This window comes from Terrabacter sp. NPDC000476 (assembly GCF_040300125.1).
Taxonomy (GTDB): domain Bacteria; phylum Actinomycetota; class Actinomycetes; order Actinomycetales; family Dermatophilaceae; genus Terrabacter.
Genome location: NZ_JBEPDF010000004.1, coordinates 284,359 through 305,959, shown reverse-complemented (window position 1 = coordinate 305,959; position 21,601 = coordinate 284,359). Strand labels below are relative to the sequence as shown.

Here is a 21,601-nt window from a genome sequence, read left to right as displayed (position 1 = left end):
CTCACCGCAGGATGCCGTTACCGACATGACGGCCCCACCACTTGCCGAGTCCCCAGGTGTCCCCGGAGAGGGTCGCGGCCACCACCGCGATGCCGAATGCCTCGATCCAGTGGCTGTCGATGAGCGGGTTCGTGTACGCGCCGGTCGTGCCGAGGGGGAACTCGGCGAGGTACATCAGCGCGAGGAGCAGCGCGGCCGACCACGCCGCGAGCTTGAGGCCGGCGCCGGCGAGGAGGGCGACACCGATGCCGAGCAGGCCTGCCATGAAGAGCCAGTCGGCCCACGGGCCGGCGATGTTCTTGAAGAAGCTGGCGAACGGGCCTTCAGCGCCCTTCATGAAGCCCTGGGCGGGCGTGCCGCCGTGGATCCATGCCCTGGCCGACGGGGTCATGTAGCCCAGGCCGAACATCTTGTCGATGAAGGGCCAGAGGAAGGTGAAGCCGAGCACAATGCGCAGACCGGCGAGCAGACGCCGGGCGACGGCAGAGCGGACGACCTCCTCCTGGAAGGTGACGACACCCTTGGTGGGGTCGTGAGCGGTGGCTTGCGCGGTGCCTTGCGCGTGCGTGTCGCGGGGAATGGTGCCCATGGAACTCAACTCCAGAACTCGACTTGTGTTCCGGCAGCTATCTCTGTCGGTACTACAAAGTGTAGTAGTAGGTTCTCGACAGGTTCCAGACAATGTCATGTGATGTGGGAGACAGGCGAAACCGGGCGAAACCGGTTGCGACACAGGAAGTTGTGGACGAAGCCTGCGGCGCTGACTCGTTTTGCGGCACGATCGTGTGACGTCGCCGTTGTGTCATGAGCGCAGGGGAAGCCGATGACCGCAGTCACTCCGCACCGAGCCCGCCAGGTTCGCACTGCCGTCGGGCTAGGGCTCGTCGCGGTGGTCGCGTTGACGGGCTGCACCGGCGGAGGCGCGACCCCGCCTGCGTCCTCGACGACCGCACCGCCGACGACGTCGGGGACCGGCTCGTCCGGCACGACGAGCACGCCTGCCCCACCGTCGACCAGCACCACTCCGGCCACGAAGCCGAGCGCAGACCCAGTCATGGCTCGGATCCCGGCGGCAGCCCGCCAGAATTCAATAGGCGGCGCTGCCGCGTTCGGCCGCTTCTACTTCGAGCAGTTGAGCCGCGCTTTCCAGCAAGGTTCTCCAAGCTCCTTGGATGGTCTATTCGCCCCGTCGTGTCAGATATGCGTATCGCTAAGTGAGTCTGCGGCACAGCTGGAACGCGCGGGGCAACATCATGCGGGCACCACCCTGCGAGTCACCTTTTCTTCGGCCACAGTCTTCAACTCCAAGTCCCGTCAAGTGCTCGTGCGGCTCGAACAGTTCTCGGTTCCTGTCGTCGACAAGACAGGAAAAAAGGTCGACACCACGAAGGCAGGCTCTGGTGCCTTCGTAGCGGTCTTGAGCTTCGATAAACACTGGGTCGTTCAAGATTTGGGCCGTCCAGCATGAAAATTTCGCGTTTGCTCGGGACCACCTTGTCCGTGATCGCTTCGTCGCTGGTCGTACCGACCGTCGCCAATGCTTGTAGCGGCAAGGACGTCGTGGGTTGCGAGACTAATCAGTACTACGCGGCTGTCGGCTTACTGAGCCGTGAGCAGGTACTAGCGCTTCCTAAGTTTCCAGGCGACCACGGCGGCACGATAATCGGCAGCGGGAAACCCACGCGTGTCTATGAGTACCGCACACTGGCTGACTGCGACGAAGCCGTCCCTGGCACTCCGAATGAGGACGTCCTTTGCAGTCGTGCCTTGAAATCTTGCCCGCCGGACACGGTGGGACCACTGGCAAGGATCTGGCGTCAGACTCTGGTTGGGCCTCGGGTCGTTGAGCCCTGGAGCAGTAGCGGGCTCACATGCCACACAGAAGTGGCTCCGGGGGCGCGACCGACGTTGACGATGGCCGACCTCAAGGCGCAGTTCATGCGCACGCCATGGGCCAAGCCACGGGTCACGAGCCAGCCGGCCGGCAACACGACTCTCGTCAACCTCCCGACGTTCTACGCCGTGCGCTGGGCCGCCCAAGGCTTCGAGCCGGGTGAGGTGGACCGCTCGGTCCTGCGCGGCATCCCGGTGCAGATCCGTCCGAAGCTCATCGGCTTCACCTACGTCTTCGGCGACGGCTCCACCCTCGGACCGACGTCGTCGCGCGGCGGCGTCTACCCCGACGGCGACATCACCCACGTCTACCGGTCGCCGGGAGCCCGTTCGGTCCGGGTCGACACCACGTTCGGTGCGGACTTCAGCCTCGACGGGCGCAGCTGGGACGAGATCCCCTCCACCGTCACGGTGCCCGGCCCGACCACCACCGTGACCGTGCGGGAGGCCCGAAGCGTGCTCGTCAACCACTGATCGCATCCACGCCCGACGCCGGCTAGCCCTTGTCGTCGGCCTCGGGCCCCAGCAGGGCGTCCTCGTCCTGCGCGTCAAGGTCCCACCGCTCCGCGACGCCGTCCGGCCCGGTGGAGGCGCTGGCCTCACCGCCGAACTCCGACGCCTGGGCCACCTCCCCTGAGGACTCCACGTCCGGCGCCTCGGCGCCGGACGCCTCGTCCGGCTCACTCGGTTCCCCATGCACGTCGGTCACCACTGCCTCCCGTCATCCCATCGCCCGGTGGCACCACCGCCGGCCCCCTGGACGCTACTCCCGACAGGCCTCCCCCGCCGGTCCAGCCCCTCTCGATCATTCGTCTCCTCCCGCCGCCCAGCCTCCCCTCCCCCCCGCTCAGGCTGCCGCCGAGGGGGCGTGCAGCGGCAGCACCCTCACGCCCTGCGGCGTCGCGACCGCCATGCCGCGCAGCGTGCACCCGGCCGCCCGACAGGCCGCCCCCACCTCGGCCCGCAGCCGTCCGTCACCCGCCGAGACCCCGGGATCGCCGGCCCGGGCGACGACCACGACGACATCGAGCACCCCGTGACCAGCCGCCTCGGCCAGCACCTGCCGCACCTCCTCGTCCGGCCGGGCCCCCGGTCCTCCACGACCTGCCGGTAGGCAGACCGGCTGGAGCAGCCGGCCGTTCGGGTGGCACAGCAGCAGGTAGATCGCGCCGGTCTCCCGGGATGGCTCGGTCGCGATGAGGTCGACGACTCCCTCGAACACCTCGGGGTCGGTGATGGGTCTTTGGGCCCAGCCACTGGGCAGCTCGTCGAAGCGCATGCAAGGAGCATGCCCGCGACCGGTGACAGTCGTGCCGACGCGCCCTCCGGGTTAGCGTGGATCCGGGTCCCCAGCCGCCCGCGACCCGCTGGCGAGCTCGCGACCCACCATCGACGAAGGAGAGCGCATGCCGCACGGCGACACCCGCCCCGCGGCCCTGAGCGCGACCGAGCTGTTGACGGCATACGCGGTCGGGACGATGTCGCCCGTCGAGGTGCTCGACGACGTACGGGCCGTCGTCGAGGCGCGCGAGCCCACCCTCAACGCGTTCTGGGTGCATGACCTCGACGCCGCGCGTCAGGCAGCCCGCGCGAGCGAGCAGCGCTGGCGTGACCACCGGCCGCGCGGCCCGCTCGACGGCGTGCCCGTCACCGTCAAGGAGAACCTCGGCCGCGCCGGCGTACCGATGCCTGCCGGCAACGCGGGCGTCACACCGACCGTTCCCCGGCGCAGCAGCCCCGCCGTCGAACGCCTCGACGAGGCCGGCGCCGTGCTGCTCGGCTCAACCGTCATGCCCGACTGGGGCATGCTCAGCTCCGGCGTCTCGAGCCTGCACGGCATCACGCGCTCCCCGTGGGACCCGTCGTTGACGACAGGCGGGTCGAGCTCCGGCGCGGGCGCCGCCGCCGCGGCCGGCTACGGCCCGCTGCACGTGGGCACCGACATCGGCGGATCGATCCGCCTCCCCGGCACCTGGCTCGGCCTGACGACCCTCAAGCCGAGCGCAGGGCGGGTGCCCCTCGACATGCCCTACCTCGGCCGCGCCGCCGGCCCCCTGACGCGCTCGGCCGCCGACGCCGCGCTCCTGCTCTCGGTCCTCAGCCGCCCGGACGCCCGCGACTGGACGAGCCTTGCGCCGCAACGCCTCTCGGCCACCGTGACCGACCTCGACCCGACGAGTCTACGCGTCGGACTCCTCCTCGACGCGGGCTGCGGCTCCCCCGTCGAGCCGGCCGTTCGCGAGGCCGTCGAGCGCGCTGCGGAGGTCTTTGCCTCGGCCGGTGCCGTGGTCGAGCCCCTCGCGCCGTTCATGCAGCCCGGCTGGCTGGCCGATCTCGACCGGTTCTGGCGGGTCCGCTCCCTCGTCGACCTCGACGCGCTGGACGACGCTGCGCGGTCCCGCGTGCTGCCCTTCGTGCGCCGTTGGGTCGAGGCGGCGTGCGCGGTCGACGGCCGCACCGTGATGCGCGACTACGCGAGCACGATGGCCATCCAGCAGGCCACCGTCGCCGCCACCGCCCCCTACGACCTCGTCCTCTCACCCGTCGCGCCGATGAGCGCCTTCCCCGCGGAGTGGCCGATGCCCTGGGGCGACGGCGACGCAGCGATGTCGCACATCGGTTTCACCGCGCCCTTCAACCTGTCGGGACAGCCCGCCGGCACCACCAACGCCGGCTTCACCCCCGACGGGCGCACCATCGGCGTGCAGATCGCGGGGCGTCGCTTCGACGACGAGGGCGTGCTGCGGGCGCTCCACTGGTTCGAGCGGCACCGGTCCACCGACCTCACGCCCCGGTGGCCCATCCACTCCTGAGCCACCGGGGCCGTATGCCGCCCGCCCCCCACCCGCCGTCGCGGTGGGCTCCGTGCCCACCCCGGTCGCCTCCGACAGCCCCCACAGGGCAGAATGCAGGACCCCGGGTGTCGTCGGACTAGGAGATCAACCGCGTGACCATGCAGGCGAGCAGGCCCTCGATCGAACGACGCATCGCCGAGGAGCTCGGCGTCCGCGACGGCCAGGTGAGTGCCGCCGTGGGGCTGCTCGACGGCGGCTCCACGGTGCCGTTCGTCGCGCGCTACCGCAAGGAGGTCACCGGCGGTCTCGACGACACCCAGCTGCGCACGCTCGAGGAGCGCCTCGGCTACCTGCGCGAGCTCGAGGAGCGGCGCACCGCGGTGCTTGCCAGCATCGAGGAGCAGGGCAAGCTCGACGACGCCCTCCGGGCACAGGTGCTCGCCGCCGAGACCAAGGCCCGCCTCGAGGACATCTACCTGCCGTTCAAGCCCAAGCGCCGCACCAAGGCGCAGATCGCGCGGGAAGCTGGCCTCGAGCCGCTCGCCGAGCTGCTGCTCGCCTCGCCCGAGACCGAGCCGGCCAGCGCAGCAAGCGGATTCGTCGACGCCGACCGCGAGGTCGCCGACGCCGCCGCTGCACTCGACGGCGCGCGGGCCATCCTCGTCGAGCGCTTTGCCGAGGACGCCGACCTCATCGGCGACCTGCGCGAGCGCGTCTGGAAGCAGGGACACCTCGCCTCGCGCGTGCGCGCCGGCAAGGAGGACGAGGGCGCCAAGTTCTCCGACTACTTCGAGTTCGACGAGCCGCTCTCCAAGCTGCCGTCGCACCGCATCCTCGCGCTCTTCCGCGGCGAGAAGGAGGAAGTGCTCGCGCTCGAGATCTCCCCCGACGACCCGAGCGCCGAGAAGCAGCCGGGCCCCACGGCATACGAGCGGGCCATCGCGCACCGCTTCGGGGTCGAGAACCAGGGCCGGCCCGCGGACCAGTGGCTCGCCGACACGGTGCGCTGGGCCTGGCGCACCAAGATCCTCGTCCACCTCGGCATCGACGCGCGGATGCAGCTGCGCCGTGCCGCCGAGGAGGAGGCCGTCCGCGTCTTCGCCGCGAACCTGCGCGACCTGCTGCTCGCGGCGCCCGCCGGCGCGCGCGCGACGATGGGCCTCGACCCGGGCTTCCGCACCGGCGTCAAGGTCGCGGTCGTCGACGGCACCGGGCGGGTCGTGGCCACGGAGGTCATCTACCCGCACGTGCCGCAGAACCAGTGGGACCGCTCCCTCGCGACCCTCGCCCGGCTGGCCGCCGAGCACTCGGTGGAGCTGATCGCGATCGGCAACGGCACCGCGTCCCGCGAGACCGACCGCCTCGCGGCAGACCTCATCAAGGCCCACCCGGAGCTCAGGCTGACGTCCGCCGTCGTCTCGGAGGCCGGCGCCTCGGTCTACTCCGCCTCGGCGTTCGCGTCGCAGGAGCTGCCCGACATGGACGTCTCGCTGCGTGGCGCCGTCTCCATCGCCCGGCGCCTGCAGGACCCGCTCGCCGAGCTCGTCAAGATCGACCCGAAGTCGATCGGGGTCGGGCAGTACCAGCACGACCTCTCGCAGGTCGCCCTGTCGCGCTCCCTCGACGCCGTCGTCGAGGACTGCGTCAACGCGGTCGGGGTCGACGTCAACACGGCGTCCGCGCCGCTGCTCACCCGCGTCTCCGGCATCACGCACGGGCTCGCCGAGAGCATCGTCACCCACCGTGACACGGCCGGCCCGTTCCGCTCCCGCTCCGCCCTCAAGGACGTGCCGCGGCTCGGACCCAAGGCCTTCGAGCAGGCGGCCGGCTTCCTCCGGATCCCCGGTGGCGACGACCCGCTCGACGCCTCGGCCGTGCACCCCGAGGCCTACCCGGTCGTGCGCCGGATGCTCGAGTCGACCGGGCAGAAGCTGACGTCGTTGATCGGCAACTCCGCTGCGCTGCAGACGATCCGGCCTGCCGACTTCGTCGACGACACCTTCGGCCTGCCGACGGTGACCGACATCATCAGCGAGCTCGACAAGCCGGGTCGCGACCCGCGACCCACGTTCAAGACGGCCACCTTCAAGGAGGGGGTCGAGGAGATCAAGCACCTCAAGCCGGGGATGACGCTCGAGGGGGTCGTCACCAACGTCGCCGCCTTCGGCGCCTTCATCGACGTCGGCGTGCACCAGGACGGGCTCGCGCACGTCTCGGCGCTCTCGAGGAACTTCGTCCGCGACCCGCGCGAGGTGGTCAAGCCGGGCGACGTCGTCACGGTCAAGGTGCTCGACGTCGACGTGCCGCGCAAGCGCATCTCCCTCACGCTCCGCCTCGACGACGAGGTGCCCACCCCCGGCGCGACCGGCGCACGCGACGCCGGTGACGCACGACCGGGCCAGTCCCGCGGCCGCCAGGGGCGCCCCGGCGGAGGCCAGGGTCGTCCGGGGGGTTCGGGACAAGGTCGTGGCTCCGGGCAGGGTTCCGGGCATGGTCCCGGCTCGGGGCAGGGCTCCCGCCCGCGTCGCGACGACGCCCCGGCCACCGGCTCCATCGCCGACGCCCTGCGGCGCGCCGGCTACCAGGGATGACGGCCGGGGCGCCCTACTCGGGCGACGACTTCTACTGCGACGTGGCACTGCCTCACCCGAAGGCACTCGACGTCGTCGAGGAGACGGGGACCGTGCTCGCGTTCCACCACACGCGGCCCTTCTGGCCGGTGCACGTCGTCGTCGTGCCCAAGCGCCACCTCGGGTCGCTGACGACGGTGACCGCGGACGACGAGTCAGACGTGCGCGACCTGCTCGCCGTCGTGCAGCGTGTGGCGCGCGGGGTCGAGGCCGAGCACGGCGCGGCCGCCGTGCTGACGAACCTCGGCCGCTACCAGGACTCCAAGCACCTGCACGTCCACGTCAGCAGCGGCGACCCGCTGCGCTGAGGGCACGGGCAGGGGCCGACGACCCCTCAGCCGTCGGCGTCGGGCCCGGCCCGGTGGTAGACGGCCTCGACGTTGTTGCCGTCGGGGTCACGGACGAAGGCGCCGTAGTAGCCGGGGTGGTACTCCGGCCACAGCCGCGGCTCGTGCAGCGACTCGGCCCCGTGCTCGAGGGCGGTGGCGTGGAAGGCCCGGACCGCATCGACGCTGGCCGCCGCGAAGGCGCAGTGCATCTCGCGGTTCGGCTCCTCCCCCTGCCAGGCGCTGATCCAGAACTCGGGGTGCCCCTCCGGCCCGTAGCCGATGGCCACTCCGACGTCCATCTGCCGGGTGTAGCCGAGCACCCCGAGCACGGCGTCGTAGAAGCGGGCGCTCGCCTGCAGGTCGGAGCAGTTGATGCCGTAGTGGTCGATCATCTTCCGAGGCTAGGGCCCGGAGGGACCGTGCGGATCGGATCCCGCCGGACCATTGTCATCGGGCGCAGTCTTTGGTCGACTGTCTGTGGTGGGTCCGGCCCATCAGGGGGCCCGCCCACGCGAACCGGAGGTGCCCATGAGCTCCACGCAGAGCAGGTCAACCGAGTCGAACCCCGACAGCGCCGAGGAGAGCGACCTCGACGGGTCTCCCGCGGGCGTGCACTCGACCGTCACGGTCGAGGCACCCGTCGAGAAGGTGTGGCAGCACCTCATCAGCGCCCACGGCACGGAGGCCCTGCTCGGGCCCGGCGTCACCCTGGGCAACAAGGGCGAGTCGTGGCACAGCGCCGACGGTCCGCACGGGGTGGTGCGCAGCTACCACCCGATGGAGCAGATCCGTGTGTCGTGGCACCCGCACGAGGACGGCCCCCTCAGCATCGTCGACCTGCAGCTGAGACCCGACGGCTCGAAGACCCGCGTCGACCTCTACCACGAGGGCGAGGGCATCGCCGAGGACGGCGCCGGCGACAAGGCCCGCTGGGACGACGCCCTCGGCCGGTTCAGCTCAGCCCTCGGGAGCTGAACCGGGGTCGGAGGCACCCGGTCTGACCGGAGAGCGCATGATGCCGCGTCAGCGGACGACCATGACCGGGCAGGTCGCGTCGTGGATGACGCGGTGGCTCACCGAACCGAGCAGCATGCCGGTGAATCCGCCGTGCCCGCGCGAGCCGACGACGAGCAGGCCTGCGCCTGCACTCAGTTCGGCCACCGCGTGGCCCGCGTCTCCGTAGAGCACCTCGGTCGTGACGACGACCTTGGGGTGCTGCGCACGCACGCGGCTCGCGGCGCGGGTCACCGACTGTTCGGCGTGGTCGCGCAACGCGTGTGTCTCCTCGGTGCCGCCCTTGGCGGTCTCGGCGTAGGTCCACGCCTCCATCGACCTCGGGTGGGCGACGCGGACGACGTGCAGCACGGCGCCCTCACGCTCGGCGACCTCGGCGGCGGCGCCGACGGCGCGCAGCGCGGCATCGGAGTCGTCGATGCCGACGACGACGTCGTGGTCACGTCCGGGACGCGGCGGCGCCGGCACGTCGTCCGGAGCCTCGCCCTCGGGTCCGCGCACGACGACGACGGGGCAGTGCGCGTGGGCGGCGACGGCATACGACGTCGAGCCGAGCAGCCCGGAGCGGATGCGTCCGCGACCCCGGCTCCCGACGACGACGAGGTCGGCGTCGCGCGACGCGTCGACGAGCTGCACGGCCGGGCTGCCCAGCCAGTACTGCGTCTCGATCTGCGAGGCGTCCAGCGATGCGCCGGCGCGCTCGGCACCTTCGTCGACGAGCGACTTGGCGGCGTTCTCGAGCGACGGCTCGAGCTGCGAGACGTCCATGGCGGGAAAGGCGGGGACGGTGGCCAGGTTGACGCTGTGCATCAGCGTCAGGCGCCGCCCCTGCTGCCGTGCCGTCTCGGCGGCCCATTCGACCGCGAGCTGGGATCCTGCCGAACCGTCGTACCCGACGACGATGCCGTGGGTGGTTCGTGCCTGGCCGTTCATGGTGAGCACCTCTTCCGTGGATCGCGCCGGACTCGCTCCGGACACCTCCATCGTCTCGCCGGGCACCCCCCTCGGCGGGGCAGTGTGACCACTCAGACAGGGCCGCCACGCCCGACGAGGTATGCCGGGAGGCGGGCTCGCGGGCCTAGGCGTCGGCCTCGCGTGCGGCAGCAGTGGCACGGTTGTTCGCGCGCTGGATCGCCTCCACCAGCTCGTCCTTGGACATCTGCGAGCGGCCTTTGACATCAAGCCGTTTCGCGATGTCGTAGAGATGCTGCTTCGTGGCGTTCGCGTCGACCCCACCGGCAGAGTCGCCGTCGTCACGGTGCGCCCGGGCCTCGGCGCCACGGCGTTCCGCCTGGGCGTCGCTCGGGCCCTTCTCCGCCTTCTCCTCCCAGTGGTCGCCGACCTTCTCGAAGGAGTGCTTGAGCGAGGCGAACGCGGTGCGATGGGCGCGCTCTCCCTCGCCGTACTGCTCGACGGCCGCGTCGTGCGTCGCGAGCCACGTCTCCTGGGCCTTGCGCGGCGACCGCTCGAGGGTCGACGGCATGTCGGCCGAGCCCTTCCGTTGCGCGGACGTGCTCGATCGCTTCTTCGTGGGCATCGCGGTCCTCCTCGTCGGGGTCGGTACCCGTCACGTACCCCGGCCGCGGCGCCCTCGCGCGCGAACGGCATACGGGATCGGCTGCGGTCGGGGACCCGTGTTCACCGACAGGGGTGACGGGGTACGGAGGCCGACGGTGAGGACGTGGCGCCGCACGACCTGACCCGACGGTTCACCACACCGAATCGAAGGAGATGGGATGAGCGAGGCTGTCGCACAACGGACGGACGGGGCCATTCGAAGTCTGGTGCCCGCCCGGATGGACCGCTTGCCGTGGACGAAGTTCCACTGGTCGGTCGTCCTCGGACTGGGGGTGTCGTGGATCCTCGACGGCCTCGAGATCCAGATCGTGTCGGAGTCGGGCTTCCAGAAGGCGCTCGGCATGTCGGCGGCGCAGGTCGGGTTGACCGGCACCGTCTACCTCGTCGGCCAGGTCGTCGGCGCGCTGACCTTCGGGCGGCTCACCGACCGGTTGGGCCGCAAGCGGCTCTTCATCATGACGCTGGTCATCTACCTCGTCGGCTCGGGCCTCGCCGGCCTCTCGCCCAACATGTGGTTCCTCTGGGTCTTCCGGTTCATCGCCGGCATGGGCATCGGTGGTGAGTACACCGCGATCAACTCCGCGATCGACGAGCTGATCCCGTCGCACTACCGCGGCCGCGTCGACATCGCGATCAACGGAACCTATTGGGGCGGAGCGTTCTTCGGCGCCCTGGCGAACCTCTACCTGCTCAACCCCGACAACGTCGCCGAGAACATCGGCTGGCGCATCGCGTTCTTCATCGGGCCGGTGCTGGGCCTGTCGATCATCTGGCTGCGCCGGCACATCCCGGAGAGCCCGCGCTGGCTGCTGACGCACGGTCGCGCCGAGGAGGCCGAGCGCACGGTCGCCGAGATCGAGGAGCGCGTGCGCCGCGAGGGCGGCGAGGTCTCCGAGGTCGACGAGAGCAAGGCGATCCTCGTCAAGCCCGAGGAGCGCATGGGGCCGAAGGTGCTGTGGGACGTCTTCATCCGGCGCTACGGCCGCCGCACGGTGCTCGGCCTGACGATGATGGTGACGCAGTCGTTCCTCTACAACGCCATCTTCTTCACCTACGCGCTGGTGCTGACGAACTTCTACGGCATCGACAAGGCAGGCACGTCGCTCTACTTCCTGCCGTTCGCGGCCGGCAACCTGCTCGGACCGCTGCTGCTCGGTCACCTCTTCGACACCATCGGGCGCCGCAAGATGATCTTCAGCACGTACACGATCGCGGGCGTCGTGCTGCTCGTCTCCGCGTGGGCGTTCCACGCCGAGATGCTCAACGCGACGACGCACACGATCTTCTGGTGCGTGTCGTTCTTCTTCGCCTCGGCAGGCGCGTCCGCCGCCTACCTCACGGTCAGCGAGATCTTCCCCATCGAGGTGCGCGGTCAGGCGATCAGCTACTTCTTCGTCGTCGCCCAGTGCGCCGGCGCGATCGCCCCGGTGCTCTACGGCGCGCTCATCGGAGACGGCAAGGACCGGATGCCGCTCACCTGGGGCTACGTCGCCGGTGCCGTCATCATGATCATCGGTGGCGTCGTCGCGCTCGCCATCGGCATCGACGCCGAGCGCAAGTCGCTCGAGGACGTGGCCGACCCGTTGAGCAAGGTCACCGACGACGCGGAGGCGACGGCATGAACCTCGCCGCGGCCGCCCGGGAGTTCACCATCGTGGTCGGGGTCAGCCCGACGAGCGGCTCCCCCGGCGCACTGCGCTGGGCGGCCGACGAGGCTGCCGCTCGCGGCGGACGGGTCGTCGCCGTCCGGGCGTGGCGCCCGCACGCGCCCGAGACCGCGACCGGCGGACGGCTGCCGTCCGTCGTCGCGGACGAGCGCAGCCGGGACGCCGAGGAGAGCCGCCTGGCCGACGACGTCGCCCGGGTGCTCGGTCACGACCACCTCGTCGAGACCCGCGTCGTGGCCGGCAAGCGACGGTCGGTGCTCGTCGAGGAGAGCCGCTCGGCCGACCTCGTCGTCATCGACGCGGGCAGCGCCACCCAGCTGGGCGCCCGTTGGCTGGGCGGGCGTCTGGTGGGCGTCTCGCACTGTCCTGTCGTCGTCGTGCCGCCCCGGCGCTGACGACCCCCGACGCCTGCTGCCCGCACCACGTCCGTGGGGGTCAGTGCACGACCATGACCGGACAACAGGCGTCGTGGATGACCCGGTGGCTGACCGAGCCGAGCAGCATGCCGGTGAAGCCGCCGTGCCCGCGAGAGCCCATGACGACGAGCCCGGCCCGCACGTCGTCGGCGTACGCCGCGATCGTCTGTCCCGACGCGCCGTTCAGGACGTCGGTGCGCACATCGAGCCCGGGGTGGGCGGCCATCGTGGCGTCGGCCACCTCGCGGAGCGCGTCGCCGACGTGGCGGTGCATCGAGTCGATCATCTCCTCGCGCCCGAGCACCGAGTCGGTCTCGGGCCACACCTCCAGGCCACCGACGTTGTCGACCGCGACGATGCGCAACGTCGCCTCCGCGGCGGCCGCCACGGGGATGGCGATGTCGAGCGCTGTCTGCGCGTGCTTCGAGTCGTCGAAGGCGACGACGACGGGGTGCGAGGGACCGGCGTGGACGACCGAGTCACCCCGGACGACGACCGCGGGGCAGTGCGCGTGGGCGGTGACGGCATACGACGTCGAACCGAGCAGGCCGGACGAGATGCTGCCGTGGCCGCGCGATCCGGTGACGACGAGGTCGGCCTGGTCCGACTCGCCGACGAGCTCGGCGGCGGCGCTGCCGATGACGCTGAGCGGATGGATGTCCTTGCGGTCCAACCACTTTCCGGCGATCTCGACGGCCTCCGCGAGCACGCCACGCGACATCTGGTCGTAGGCGTTCGCCTGCACGCCGGGGTCGTATGCCCGGAAGGTCGGGGTCATCGTGAGCCCCACGCAGTGCAGCAGGGTCAGCTGCCGGTCATCCCGTCTGGCGGTCTCCGCGGCCCACTCGAGGGCGAGGCGAGCGCCCGGCGAGCCGTCGTAGCCGACGACGATCCCGTGGCTCATGGACTCGTTGCTGGCGGCACTCATGGCACTCCCCTTCCACTTCGGTCGGGGCCGCATGCTCCGGCCACCTCCATCGTCCCGCCTCGAGGAGTGGCCGGCGGCGAGGTGTGACGGCTCCGACACGTTCCGCAGCGACCCCGGGGGGCAAGGGCATGTGGACAACGCCTTCCCGACTGTTCGAACACCTGTTCTAATTGTGGTGAGGGAAAGGTCCAGGAAGGAGACGGGGATGAGCGCGGACGCCGTGCGGTCGGAGGGCTGGCACACCTCCGAGGACGCCTCGCGCCAGGGCGACGCCATCGTGGACCTCGCGGACCTCACCACGCTCTACGGGGCACGGGCCGACGCGCGCCGGCCGCTGCGGCAGCGGTCGTTGCCCCTGCTCGAACGAACCCTGCGCAAGGAGGTCGCCACGCGACTGCTGTCGCACGAGGTGCCCACCCTCGTCGGCGAGCTGCTCGAGGCCGTGTCTGACGACCTCTCCCCCGCGGTCCCCGGCGACGACGTCGATGCCGCCGAGGCCCTGGCCGATGCAGACCTGCGGGTCCTCGAGGCCGTCGAGAGGTGCAAGGCCGTCCTCGACGCCGTCGGCCTCGAGGCGCTGGCTCGGCTCCAGGCCGACATCGAGGCCGCCGAGGCAGCGCGGCTGACCTCCCTGGGCCGGCCGAAGCCGAAGGGCTGGATCGACCCGGACGAGCTGACCGTCATGGAGGTGTCCACGGCGACCGGGCTCGGCAGCCAGGAGGTGCACGCCCGGCTCGACCTGGCCACCGCCCGCACCCCCGGGGCGGCCGAGCTGCGGTCACGACTGCGCCAGGGAGGCGTCAGCCTCTATCGGGCCTGCACCATCCAGGCAGAGCTGCGGTCGCTCCCGGCCGAGTGCGGCCCGGCGATCGTGGAGGCCACGCTTCGCCTCAAGGACGGCGCGCCACCGTTACCGACGCTCTTCAGGCAGCGCCTCACCCGGGCGTGCGTGGCTGCCGACCGGGAGGCTGCGGAGCGGCGGCGGGCGGCGCGCCGACGCCGGGGCGCGCACGCGCAGATCGACCGGGACGGGCTCGGCACCCTGACGGTGATCAACGACGCCGAGAAGGTCGTCGCCGCGCTCGAACGGGCCGACGCCGTCGCCCGCGCCGCGCGAGCTGCCGGCGACCAGCGCGACCTCGACGCCATCCGGGCGGACGTCATCACCGACACCCTGATGTTTGGCTGGCCCGGCACGTGCGAGGGCAGCCCGTTCCATCCTGCCCACCCGGCAGACTGCGGCGCTTCCTGTCGGCCGGTCCCGAGCGCCAGCGCCAGCGGCGCCAACGGCAGGCCACCTGCGCCGACCAATCCGACCGAGCCGGACCAACCAACCCAGCCAGCCGAGCCCGCCGAACCAGCCGAACCAGCCGAGCCGGCGAGCACCGCGGATGCAACCACTACGGACGGCACCACGGAGCGGGTGGCACCTGGCGGCGTACCGGGCGAAGGCGTCGGCGACGGGCCGTCGCGGCACCTGCGTGGGCCGGAACGAGTCGCTGTCCCAGATGAACCCGCGGCGGAGGCACCCCTGCCCTGGTTCGCTCGTCTCGGCCGGAGACCGGCCGCGAGGGTCACGGTCATCGTGCCCGTCGACGCACTGCTGGGACTGACGACCGCCCCCGGCGAGCTGCCGGGGCACGGATGGGTGTCGGCAGACCTGGCCCGCCGGATCGCCCTCACCGACGATGCGGCTTGGCGGCGCCTGCTCGTGGACGACGCCACCGGGGCTGCGCTCGACCTCTCCACTGGGTCCTACCGCCCGACGGCGGCCATGCGCGCCGTCGTCGAGGCCGTCGACGGCACCTGTCGAGGTCCGGGATGCACCGTTCCGGCCGCGCGCTGCGACCTGGACCACGACGTGCCGTGGCCGCTCGGCCCGACCGCCGTCGGCAACCTCACCAGCAAGCACCGTGCCCACCACAACCTGCACACGCACGAGCACTGGGACGTAGGCCGCGACGGCGACACCGTCCGATGGCGCACTCAGGCGGGGCGCACCTACGTGACCAGCCCCCGCGACTGGCTCGAGGCGGTGCGCGACGCCGCGCTGCTGCCCCCGCAGGTCGTCGACCCGGATGACGCGGTGGAGCGGCGCCACACAGCCGGCACCCGCGACAGCGACCAGCCTCCCTTCTGACCGCGGCGCCCCCCGGCCCCCGGCCGCTCAGGAGACGGCCGTGAGCGGATCGGGCAGCCGGAAGATCCCGTCACCGGTGGCGACGTAGAAGCCGAGCAACGGCACGTCAAGGGCACGACAACGGTCGATCGCGTGCTGGTGCCAGAGCCGGTCGACGTCGTCGGCCACCATCCCCCGGGGGCGGCCCCGACCGAGCAGCACCGAGCCGGACCGCGCGACCACGAGCGGCAGCAACAGGTCGAGGAGGCGGTCGAAGTCCTCGAGCCCGACGAGGCGGCTCGGGTCCCGAGCCACCTCGTGGCGGTCACGACCGGCGTCGCGGGCCCGCTCCCGCGCATGGCCGGAGCTCCGGGCCCCGCTGCTGCGCAGTGGGATCGACCGGGGAGGCGGGTCGTCGTGGAGCAGGACGGGCTGCAGGCCACGGTGCTCCTCGTCGCACACCACGACGGCTGCGCAGCCGGTGGCCCGGTCGGTGTCGCGCATCAGGAGATCCATGACGTCGGCGGCGACCCGCCGGTCCGTCATGGGCAGCTCTCGGAACATGTCGGGCAGTCCGTGCAGGCTCATGCCCGCCATCGTGGACCTGCCGAAGGCCCACCCGTTCGAGTTGTCCCCAGCCCCTTCACCACATGCCGACGGTCTTGTTCGACTCCCAGCCGGTGGCGATGAGCACGTTGCCCGGCACGAGCCGGCCACGACCTGTCCCGCGGTACAGGTAGAGATTGCCGTCCGACCGGTGCGCGACGAGGTCGGCGGCGCCGTCCCTGTCGGTGTCCCCCGCCGACAGCACCTGGTCGAAGACCGTCCAGCCACGCGCGATGAGCACCCCGGAGCCGGATAGCGCGCCGCGCCCGTTGCCGGCATAGACGTAGACGCTGCCATCCGTCCGGCGACCGACGATGTCCGGCTTGCGGTCACCGGTGAAGTCTCCCGGCGAGAAGAGCATGTCGAAGGAGCGCCAGCCCCGCCCAATCTGCGTCCGCCCCGGGAGGAACCCTCCGACCCCGTCGCCACGGATGAGGAAGAGATCACCCGCCGGCGTGCGCGCGATGACGTCCGGCCGGCCGTCGCCGCTGAAGTCCCCGCCCCCGAAGACCCGGTCGTAGATCTGCCATCCAGAGGTGACCGGGAGACCGAGGCTGATCGCGCCGGCTCCACCGAGGCCACCCAGAGGATGCAACACCACGCGGCCCTGCGTCGACACCGACAGCAGGTCGTTCGTCCCGTCGTCGTTGAGGTCACCTGGCGACACGAGCGTTCGGAGCGAACCGAAGCGGCCACCGAGGTAGTAGATGTCCGCCGGACCATGCTTGCGGTTCGGCAGACCCACTCGGACGTGGCCCTCGGAGAACGGCATGATGAGGGCCGTCACGCCGCTGGCCCCGAGACCGGCGCGGTGCGCCGGTCCCGATCCGTCCGGACGGAAGATCCGGTGCACCGCGAGCAGACGGCGCCAGGTCGGGATGTCCACGACACCCGTCGGTGGCAGTGACCGGGCACGTTGCCAAGCGGTGAGGGCGGTCGTCGTGCTCGTCTCGAAGCGCCCGGTCACCGGCGCCCCGATGCCGGCCTGCACTGCCGCCACCACGGATCCGGTGTCACCTTCGCGCAGCTGCATCCCGGAGTTGGTCGCCAGGACGCGGACGAACCCGGGGTCGGTCGGCGCCCCCTCGAGGATGGCAAGGACCGCGCAGGACGCCGTGCTGGGCGTCGTGTACGGCGCGGCCCAGTTGAACCCCCGGAGCCGGCACGGGCCGCGGTCGACGCTCGCCACCGACCGCGTCCAGTAGGACGTGCGGCCCCAGGCGCCCTCCCACGAGAGATCCAGCTCGATGCGGTCGCGATGGCAGAGGTGGTCCATGTCCTCCGTCTGGACCCAGCCGGAGCACGAGGGATGGCCGATCGTCCAACCGTCAGCCGCACGGTACTGGCCCCAGACCTTGCCGTCCCACGAGATGCGCATGACGCCGAGGCGACGGGCATTGCCGGACGCGTTGCCTCGCGCGTCGGGCTGGCTGAGCCACGAGAACAATGCCTGCACCTGGGCGGCCTGCGCCGGGTCGTGGCGATGGAAGGTCAGCTCGACCGCGCGCCCCTCAGCGAGGTAGCTCTCCGGCTTCCACCCGGGAGCGCACGGCTCGCTCGTGTTGACCGCGACCCCGTAGGTCGACCCCAGCAGCTCGGCGAGCTTCGCCGTCCCCGGCTTGACGACCGGGTCGCACGAGGTCGGCGGCACGTAGGGAGCGATCGGCTCGATGCCCGCCGGTGCGCCCACCGGCTCCGGGGGCGTGGTCGTCGCGACCGCGGCGGTCGGCGGCGACGCCAGCGCGGCGGTGGGGAGGGCACTCACCCCCAGGACGAGGGCAGTCAGGGCCACGAGGGCGGTTCTGGATCGGTGGACGTGCACCATCGGCGTCATGCGGGCGGGCTCCTGCCGTCCGAACCATGCGGTATCGGATGAATGGGACAATAGAACCGCGACGCTACCGTGCTGCGAACGGACGCGTGGGGCTTCGCGCAGACCCGCGGCGCACCCAGGCGCTCAGACGCCCGGCACGCGCGAGCCCCGCCCCTCGCGATGAGGGACGGGGCTGCAGGCACGAGCGTCGTTCGGCGCCCGGTCGAGCACGTGACGACCTTTGTGGGGTCAGGCCACGCGCTGCTGCGGCGCGGTCTCCTTCGTCTTGCCCGGGTCCTTCTCGACGATGTCGCCGAGGACCTCGTCGATCTTCGTCATGAGCTCGGGCTCGAGCGTCACACCGGCAGCCTTGACGTTCTCGGCGACCTGCTCGGGTCGCGAGGCGCCGACGAGCGCCGCCGCGACGTTCGGGTTCTGCAGCACCCAGGCGACGGCCAGCTGCGCCATCGTCAGGCCGGCCTCGTCGGCGATCGGCTTGAGGTTCTGCACGCGCGTCAGCACGTCGTCGTTCATGAAGCGCTTGATCATGTCGGCGCCGCCCTTCTCGTCGGCGGCGCGCGAGCCCTCGGGCGGCTGCTGACCCGGCTGGTACTTCCCGGTCAGCACACCCTGCGCGATGGGGCTCCACACGATCTGGCTGACGCCGAGCTCCTCGCACGTCGGCACGACCTCGCCCTCGATGACCCGCCACAGCATGGAGTACTGCGGCTGGCTCGAGATGAGCTGGAAGCCGAGCTCCTTGGCGAGGGTGACGCCCTCGCGGATCTGGTCGGCCGTCCACTCGCTGACGCCGATGTAGAGCGCCTTGCCCTGGCGCACGACGTCCGCGAACGCCTGCATCGTCTCCTCGAGCGGCGTCTCCGTGTCGTAGCGGTGCGCCTGGTAGAGGTCGACGTAGTCGGTCTGCAGCCGCTCGAGCGAGCCGTTGATCGACTCCATGATGTGCTTGCGCGACAGGCCGGTGTCGTTCTTGCCGCCGGGCCCGGTGGGCCAGTAGACCTTCGTGAAGATCTCGAGGCTCTCGCGGCGCTCGCCCTTGAGGGCGTCGCCGAGCACGCTCTCGGCCTTGGTGTTGGCGTAGACGTCGGCGGTGTCGAAGGTGCTGATGCCGGCGTCGAGGGCGGCGCGCACGCACTGGGTCGCCACGTCGTTCTCCACCTGCGACCCGTGGGTCAGCCAGTTGCCGTAGGTGATCTCTGAGATCTTGAGCCCGCTGTTGCCGAGGTATCGGAAGTTCATGCCTCCCACCGTATGCCGCCAGCCGGCGTGCGCCAGAGGCGCCCCGAGGCGCATCGCGCCCCCTGTTCGAGGGCTGGAACTGGACGGTTGGCCGTTTCGTTGTCCGGGTACACCCACTGAAGCAAATGCGTCGGAATCTTCAAGGGTGCTTGAACGTTGGACGCACGTGACGGGCCGGACGGCTCGTCCCCCAGAGACCAGGAGGTGGATCGTGAGACGCAGGAAGTACGAGGAGTTCGAAGAGGACAACGGCACCATGTTGCGCTACGTCCGCCACGAGAACGGCGGCGGCTTCGTGGAGTCGCACGCCCACGTCGACGCATCGGCACACGTCGGCCCCTCCGCCTACGTCGACCGCGGCGCGGTCGTCGGGGCCGGAGCACGCATCAGCGCCGGCGCGTGGATCGACCGCGAGGCGGTCGTGCACGCGGGGGCCGTGGTGGGCACCGCCGCACACGTGGCAGCCCGTGCCGTCGTCGGCCGTGACGCCCGCATCGGCGCCCGCACCAAGATCGGCGCCGACACCCACGTCTGGGACGGCGCGCGCGTCGACACCGACGAGGTCGTGCCGCCCCACGCCGTCATCCGTGGCGGCACCAAGGGCGCCCGCGCCGCCTGACGGCGAGCAAGGCACCCCACGCCGACTCACCCGCCACCCGGCCGGCGACGCCTGCCGCCTGCTGCCGGGCTCATGCCGGGCTCATGCCGGGCTCATGCCGGGGCCGTCGCCAGCCCACGCACCGGTGCCTGGTAGCCAGGGGTGGGCTCGCCGCGCCGCCGACGGGTCGTGACGCGGGTCGACGCGGTCCCTGACAAGGGCCGGCAGGCTCGCACCCGTGCCCTCCCGACGTCGGCACGTGACCTCCTCGCACGCCACCTCCTCGCACGTCGCGGTGCGACCGCCCCTCAGCCCGGCGACCGCGCGCCGTCGGACGGCATCCGTCCCGACGTGACCGTCGCCGCCGCCTCGCGGACCGCGGCCGCGACGGCCGGCGCGACGTGCGGGTCGAAGACGCTCGGCACCACGTAGCTCGCGTTGAGCTCCTCCGGCTCGACGCAGTCCGCGATGGCCGACGCGGCCGCCACCATCATCGCGTCGGCGACGTCGGTGACCCCGGCATCGAGGAGCCCCCGGAAGAACCCCGGGAAGACGAGCACGTTGTTGATCTGGTTGGGGTGGTCCGACCGCCCCGTGGCCACGACGGCCGCGTGCACCGACGCGGCGATCGGGTCGACCTCGGGCACCGGGTTGGCCATCGCGAAGACGACCGCGCCCGGCGCCATGGTGGCGATGTCGTCACCCGTGAGCAGGTCCGGCGCCGAGACGCCGATGAAGACGTCGGCGCCGGCGAGCACCTCACGCAGCGACCCCGTCTCGTGGCGGGGGTTCGTGTGGTCGGCGATCCACTGCCGGAAGGGTTCCATCCCCTTGGCGCCCGAGTGCACCGCGCCCTCGCGCCCGCACCCGACGATGTCGCGGGCGCCCTGCGCGAGGAGCAGCCGGATGATGGCGTGCCCCGCCGCGCCCACGCCCGAGACGACGATGCGCACGTCGTCGAGGCTCTTGCCGACGACCCGCAGCGCGTTCGTCAGCGCTGCCAGCACGACGATCGCCGTCCCGTGCTGGTCGTCGTGGAAGACCGGGATGTCGAGCATCCCGCGCAACCTGGCCTCGATCTCGAAGCACCGCGGCGCGGAGATGTCCTCGAGGTTGATGCCGCCGTAGACCGGCGCCATCGCGCGCACGATCTCGACGATGGCGTCGGGGTCCTGCGTGTCGAGGCACACCGGCCAGGCATCCACACCCCCGAACTGCTTGAAGAGCGCCGCCTTGCCCTCCATGACCGGCAGCGCGGCGAGCGGACCGATGTTGCCGAGCCCCAGCACCGCCGAGCCGTCGGTGACGACGGCCACGGTGTTGCGCTTGATCGTGAGTCTCCGGGCGTCGTCCGGGTGCTCGGCGATCGCCAGGCAGATGCGAGCGACCCCCGGCGTGTACGCCCGGGAGAGGTCGTCGCGGTGCTTGAGCGGCACCTTGGGGTTGACCTCGAGCTTGCCGCCGAGGTGCAGCAGGAAGGTCTGGTCGCTCACCTTGCGCACGTCGGCGCCCGGGATCGCCGCGATGGCCGCGGTGATGAGGGCGGCGTGTCGCTCGTCCGTCGTGTCGCACGTGACGTCGACGACGAGCCGGTCGGTGCGGCTCTCGGCCACGTCGAGCGCCGTGAGCGCGCCGCCCGCGGACGCGACGGCCGTCGTCAGCGCCGCGGTGGAGTTGGAGGCGGCGGGCACCTCGACCCGGACGGTGATGGAGTATCCCGGACTCGGTGTGGCCATGGCGGTCCTCCTGCGCGTGCCTCGGTGCCCCGACACGGCCATCCTCCACCCGGAGCGGGCCCGGCACGATGACCGCCGCACCGTGCCAGGAGCGCCTGAGACGTCGCTGCGTGGACTCCAGCCGTATGCCGCCGAGCTGGGTCGGCGGCATACGGCGTGGCTCCTCCGCCTCCGTCGGCCACTGTCCCACGGAATGCCACGGAAATGTGCAAAACGGAT

The 21,601-nt window shown here is 71.5% G+C and carries 21 protein-coding genes; 10 read left to right on the top strand and 11 right to left on the bottom strand.

Features of this window, described 5'->3' with window-relative positions:
* Position 1: 1 nt before the first annotated feature.
* Complete coding sequence (locus ABT295_RS20330) at positions 2-589, bottom strand: DoxX family protein (RefSeq protein ID WP_352396220.1); 588 nt, start codon at positions 587-589, stop codon at positions 2-4.
* Between the two features lie 234 nt (positions 590-823).
* On the opposite strand from ABT295_RS20330, the gene ABT295_RS21200 reads away from it, so the two are divergent.
* Together ABT295_RS21200 and ABT295_RS20320 are read left to right on the top strand one after the other, a co-directional pair.
* Positions 824-1,468: a DUF6318 family protein gene (locus tag ABT295_RS21200; RefSeq protein WP_502991237.1), complete on the top strand. Its 645-nt coding sequence runs from the start codon at positions 824-826 to the stop codon at positions 1,466-1,468.
* 446 nt (positions 1,469-1,914) lie between these two features.
* Positions 1,915-2,367 (top strand): hypothetical protein, encoded by a 453-nt coding sequence (locus tag ABT295_RS20320; protein WP_352396218.1) that lies wholly within the window; start codon positions 1,915-1,917, stop codon positions 2,365-2,367.
* A 22-nt stretch (positions 2,368-2,389) separates the two neighbouring features.
* Here the strand turns inward: ABT295_RS20320 and ABT295_RS20315 are convergent, their stop codons facing one another.
* Positions 2,390-2,539 carry a hypothetical protein gene (locus ABT295_RS20315; RefSeq protein WP_352396217.1) on the bottom strand — a complete coding sequence of 50 codons (150 nt, stop codon included), beginning with the start codon at positions 2,537-2,539 and terminating at the stop codon, positions 2,390-2,392.
* A 201-nt stretch (positions 2,540-2,740) separates the two neighbouring features.
* Entirely contained in the window at positions 2,741-3,172 is a 432-nt protein-coding gene (locus tag ABT295_RS20310; protein ID WP_352396216.1) for a hypothetical protein, read from the bottom strand.
* A gap of 127 nt (positions 3,173-3,299) precedes the next feature.
* Between ABT295_RS20310 and ABT295_RS20305 the strand changes: the two genes are divergently transcribed.
* The 3 genes from ABT295_RS20305 to ABT295_RS20295 all read left to right on the top strand — a co-directional run bounded on the left by ABT295_RS20305 (position 3,300) and on the right by ABT295_RS20295 (position 7,626).
* Positions 3,300-4,706, top strand: coding sequence for an amidase (locus ABT295_RS20305; protein ID WP_352396215.1), 1,407 nt, complete (start codon positions 3,300-3,302; stop codon positions 4,704-4,706).
* A 140-nt stretch (positions 4,707-4,846) separates the two neighbouring features.
* Positions 4,847-7,279, top strand: coding sequence for a Tex family protein (locus ABT295_RS20300; protein ID WP_352396309.1), 2,433 nt, complete (start codon positions 4,847-4,849; stop codon positions 7,277-7,279).
* Positions 7,276-7,626, top strand: coding sequence for an HIT domain-containing protein (locus ABT295_RS20295; protein WP_352396214.1), 351 nt, complete (start codon positions 7,276-7,278; stop codon positions 7,624-7,626). The genes ABT295_RS20300 and ABT295_RS20295 overlap by 4 nt, the downstream gene beginning before the upstream one ends.
* Positions 7,627-7,652: 26 nt before the next feature.
* Here the strand turns inward: ABT295_RS20295 and ABT295_RS20290 are convergent, their stop codons facing one another.
* Positions 7,653-8,039 (bottom strand): VOC family protein, encoded by a 387-nt coding sequence (locus ABT295_RS20290; protein WP_352396213.1) that lies wholly within the window; start codon positions 8,037-8,039, stop codon positions 7,653-7,655.
* A 136-nt stretch (positions 8,040-8,175) separates the two neighbouring features.
* Between ABT295_RS20290 and ABT295_RS20285 the strand changes: the two genes are divergently transcribed.
* Complete coding sequence (locus tag ABT295_RS20285) at positions 8,176-8,622, top strand: SRPBCC family protein (RefSeq protein WP_352396212.1); 447 nt, start codon at positions 8,176-8,178, stop codon at positions 8,620-8,622.
* A gap of 48 nt (positions 8,623-8,670) precedes the next feature.
* Here the strand turns inward: ABT295_RS20285 and ABT295_RS20280 are convergent, their stop codons facing one another.
* On the bottom strand, positions 8,671-9,594 hold the full coding sequence (locus ABT295_RS20280; RefSeq protein WP_352396211.1) for a universal stress protein: 924 nt from the start codon (positions 9,592-9,594) through the stop codon (positions 8,671-8,673).
* 145 nt (positions 9,595-9,739) lie between these two features.
* Positions 9,740-10,198: a ChaB family protein gene (locus ABT295_RS20275; protein WP_352396210.1), complete on the bottom strand. Its 459-nt coding sequence runs from the start codon at positions 10,196-10,198 to the stop codon at positions 9,740-9,742.
* Positions 10,199-10,457: 259 nt separating this feature from the next.
* Between ABT295_RS20275 and ABT295_RS20270 the strand changes: the two genes are divergently transcribed.
* Complete coding sequence (locus tag ABT295_RS20270; RefSeq protein ID WP_352396209.1) at positions 10,458-11,861, top strand: MFS transporter; 1,404 nt, start codon at positions 10,458-10,460, stop codon at positions 11,859-11,861.
* A complete protein-coding gene (locus ABT295_RS20265; RefSeq protein ID WP_352396208.1) occupies positions 11,858-12,301 on the top strand; it encodes a universal stress protein in 444 nt (147 codons plus the stop codon). The genes ABT295_RS20270 and ABT295_RS20265 overlap by 4 nt, the downstream gene beginning before the upstream one ends.
* A gap of 40 nt (positions 12,302-12,341) precedes the next feature.
* Here the strand turns inward: ABT295_RS20265 and ABT295_RS20260 are convergent, their stop codons facing one another.
* A complete protein-coding gene (locus ABT295_RS20260; protein WP_352396207.1) occupies positions 12,342-13,250 on the bottom strand; it encodes a universal stress protein in 909 nt (302 codons plus the stop codon).
* Between the two features lie 205 nt (positions 13,251-13,455).
* Here ABT295_RS20260 and ABT295_RS20255 point away from each other — a divergent pair, with 205 nt between their 5' ends.
* Positions 13,456-15,390, top strand: coding sequence for an HNH endonuclease signature motif containing protein (locus ABT295_RS20255; RefSeq protein WP_352396206.1), 1,935 nt, complete (start codon positions 13,456-13,458; stop codon positions 15,388-15,390).
* 27 nt (positions 15,391-15,417) lie between these two features.
* Here ABT295_RS20255 and ABT295_RS20250 read toward each other — a convergent pair whose 3' ends face one another.
* From ABT295_RS20250 to ABT295_RS20240, 3 genes are all read right to left on the bottom strand, one after another.
* A complete protein-coding gene (locus tag ABT295_RS20250) occupies positions 15,418-15,957 on the bottom strand; it encodes a hypothetical protein (protein WP_352396205.1) in 540 nt (179 codons plus the stop codon).
* A 55-nt stretch (positions 15,958-16,012) separates the two neighbouring features.
* Positions 16,013-17,767, bottom strand: a complete 1,755-nt coding sequence (locus ABT295_RS20245) for an FG-GAP-like repeat-containing protein (RefSeq protein WP_352396204.1) — start codon at positions 17,765-17,767, stop codon at positions 16,013-16,015.
* Between the two features lie 270 nt (positions 17,768-18,037).
* Entirely contained in the window at positions 18,038-19,048 is a 1,011-nt protein-coding gene (locus ABT295_RS20240; RefSeq protein ID WP_352396203.1) for an aldo/keto reductase family protein, read from the bottom strand.
* Between the two features lie 211 nt (positions 19,049-19,259).
* Between ABT295_RS20240 and ABT295_RS20235 the strand changes: the two genes are divergently transcribed.
* Positions 19,260-19,667, top strand: coding sequence for a transferase (locus ABT295_RS20235; protein ID WP_352396202.1), 408 nt, complete (start codon positions 19,260-19,262; stop codon positions 19,665-19,667).
* Positions 19,668-19,954: 287 nt separating this feature from the next.
* Here ABT295_RS20235 and ABT295_RS20230 read toward each other — a convergent pair whose 3' ends face one another.
* Positions 19,955-21,382 (bottom strand): NAD-dependent malic enzyme, encoded by a 1,428-nt coding sequence (locus ABT295_RS20230; RefSeq protein ID WP_352396201.1) that lies wholly within the window; start codon positions 21,380-21,382, stop codon positions 19,955-19,957.
* Positions 21,383-21,601 lie beyond the last annotated feature (219 nt).

Coding starts and splice junctions, on each gene's coding strand:
- ABT295_RS20230 (WP_352396201.1), bottom strand. CDS start 21,382: ATGGCCACACCGAGTCCGGGATACTCCATCACCGTCCGGGTCGAGGTG.
- ABT295_RS21200 (WP_502991237.1), top strand. CDS start 824: ATGACCGCAGTCACTCCGCACCGAGCCCGCCAGGTTCGCACTGCCGTC.
- ABT295_RS20250 (WP_352396205.1), bottom strand. CDS start 15,957: ATGAGCCTGCACGGACTGCCCGACATGTTCCGAGAGCTGCCCATGACG.
- ABT295_RS20295 (WP_352396214.1), top strand. CDS start 7,276: ATGACGGCCGGGGCGCCCTACTCGGGCGACGACTTCTACTGCGACGTG.
- ABT295_RS20240 (WP_352396203.1), bottom strand. CDS start 19,048: ATGAACTTCCGATACCTCGGCAACAGCGGGCTCAAGATCTCAGAGATC.
- ABT295_RS20300 (WP_352396309.1), top strand. CDS start 4,847: ATGCAGGCGAGCAGGCCCTCGATCGAACGACGCATCGCCGAGGAGCTC.
- ABT295_RS20265 (WP_352396208.1), top strand. CDS start 11,858: ATGAACCTCGCCGCGGCCGCCCGGGAGTTCACCATCGTGGTCGGGGTC.
- ABT295_RS20255 (WP_352396206.1), top strand. CDS start 13,456: ATGAGCGCGGACGCCGTGCGGTCGGAGGGCTGGCACACCTCCGAGGAC.
- ABT295_RS20310 (WP_352396216.1), bottom strand. CDS start 3,172: ATGCGCTTCGACGAGCTGCCCAGTGGCTGGGCCCAAAGACCCATCACC.
- ABT295_RS20305 (WP_352396215.1), top strand. CDS start 3,300: ATGCCGCACGGCGACACCCGCCCCGCGGCCCTGAGCGCGACCGAGCTG.
- ABT295_RS20320 (WP_352396218.1), top strand. CDS start 1,915: ATGGCCGACCTCAAGGCGCAGTTCATGCGCACGCCATGGGCCAAGCCA.
- ABT295_RS20260 (WP_352396207.1), bottom strand. CDS start 13,250: ATGAGTGCCGCCAGCAACGAGTCCATGAGCCACGGGATCGTCGTCGGC.
- ABT295_RS20290 (WP_352396213.1), bottom strand. CDS start 8,039: ATGATCGACCACTACGGCATCAACTGCTCCGACCTGCAGGCGAGCGCC.
- ABT295_RS20270 (WP_352396209.1), top strand. CDS start 10,458: ATGGACCGCTTGCCGTGGACGAAGTTCCACTGGTCGGTCGTCCTCGGA.
- ABT295_RS20275 (WP_352396210.1), bottom strand. CDS start 10,198: ATGCCCACGAAGAAGCGATCGAGCACGTCCGCGCAACGGAAGGGCTCG.
- ABT295_RS20330 (WP_352396220.1), bottom strand. CDS start 589: ATGGGCACCATTCCCCGCGACACGCACGCGCAAGGCACCGCGCAAGCC.
- ABT295_RS20280 (WP_352396211.1), bottom strand. CDS start 9,594: ATGAACGGCCAGGCACGAACCACCCACGGCATCGTCGTCGGGTACGAC.
- ABT295_RS20285 (WP_352396212.1), top strand. CDS start 8,176: ATGAGCTCCACGCAGAGCAGGTCAACCGAGTCGAACCCCGACAGCGCC.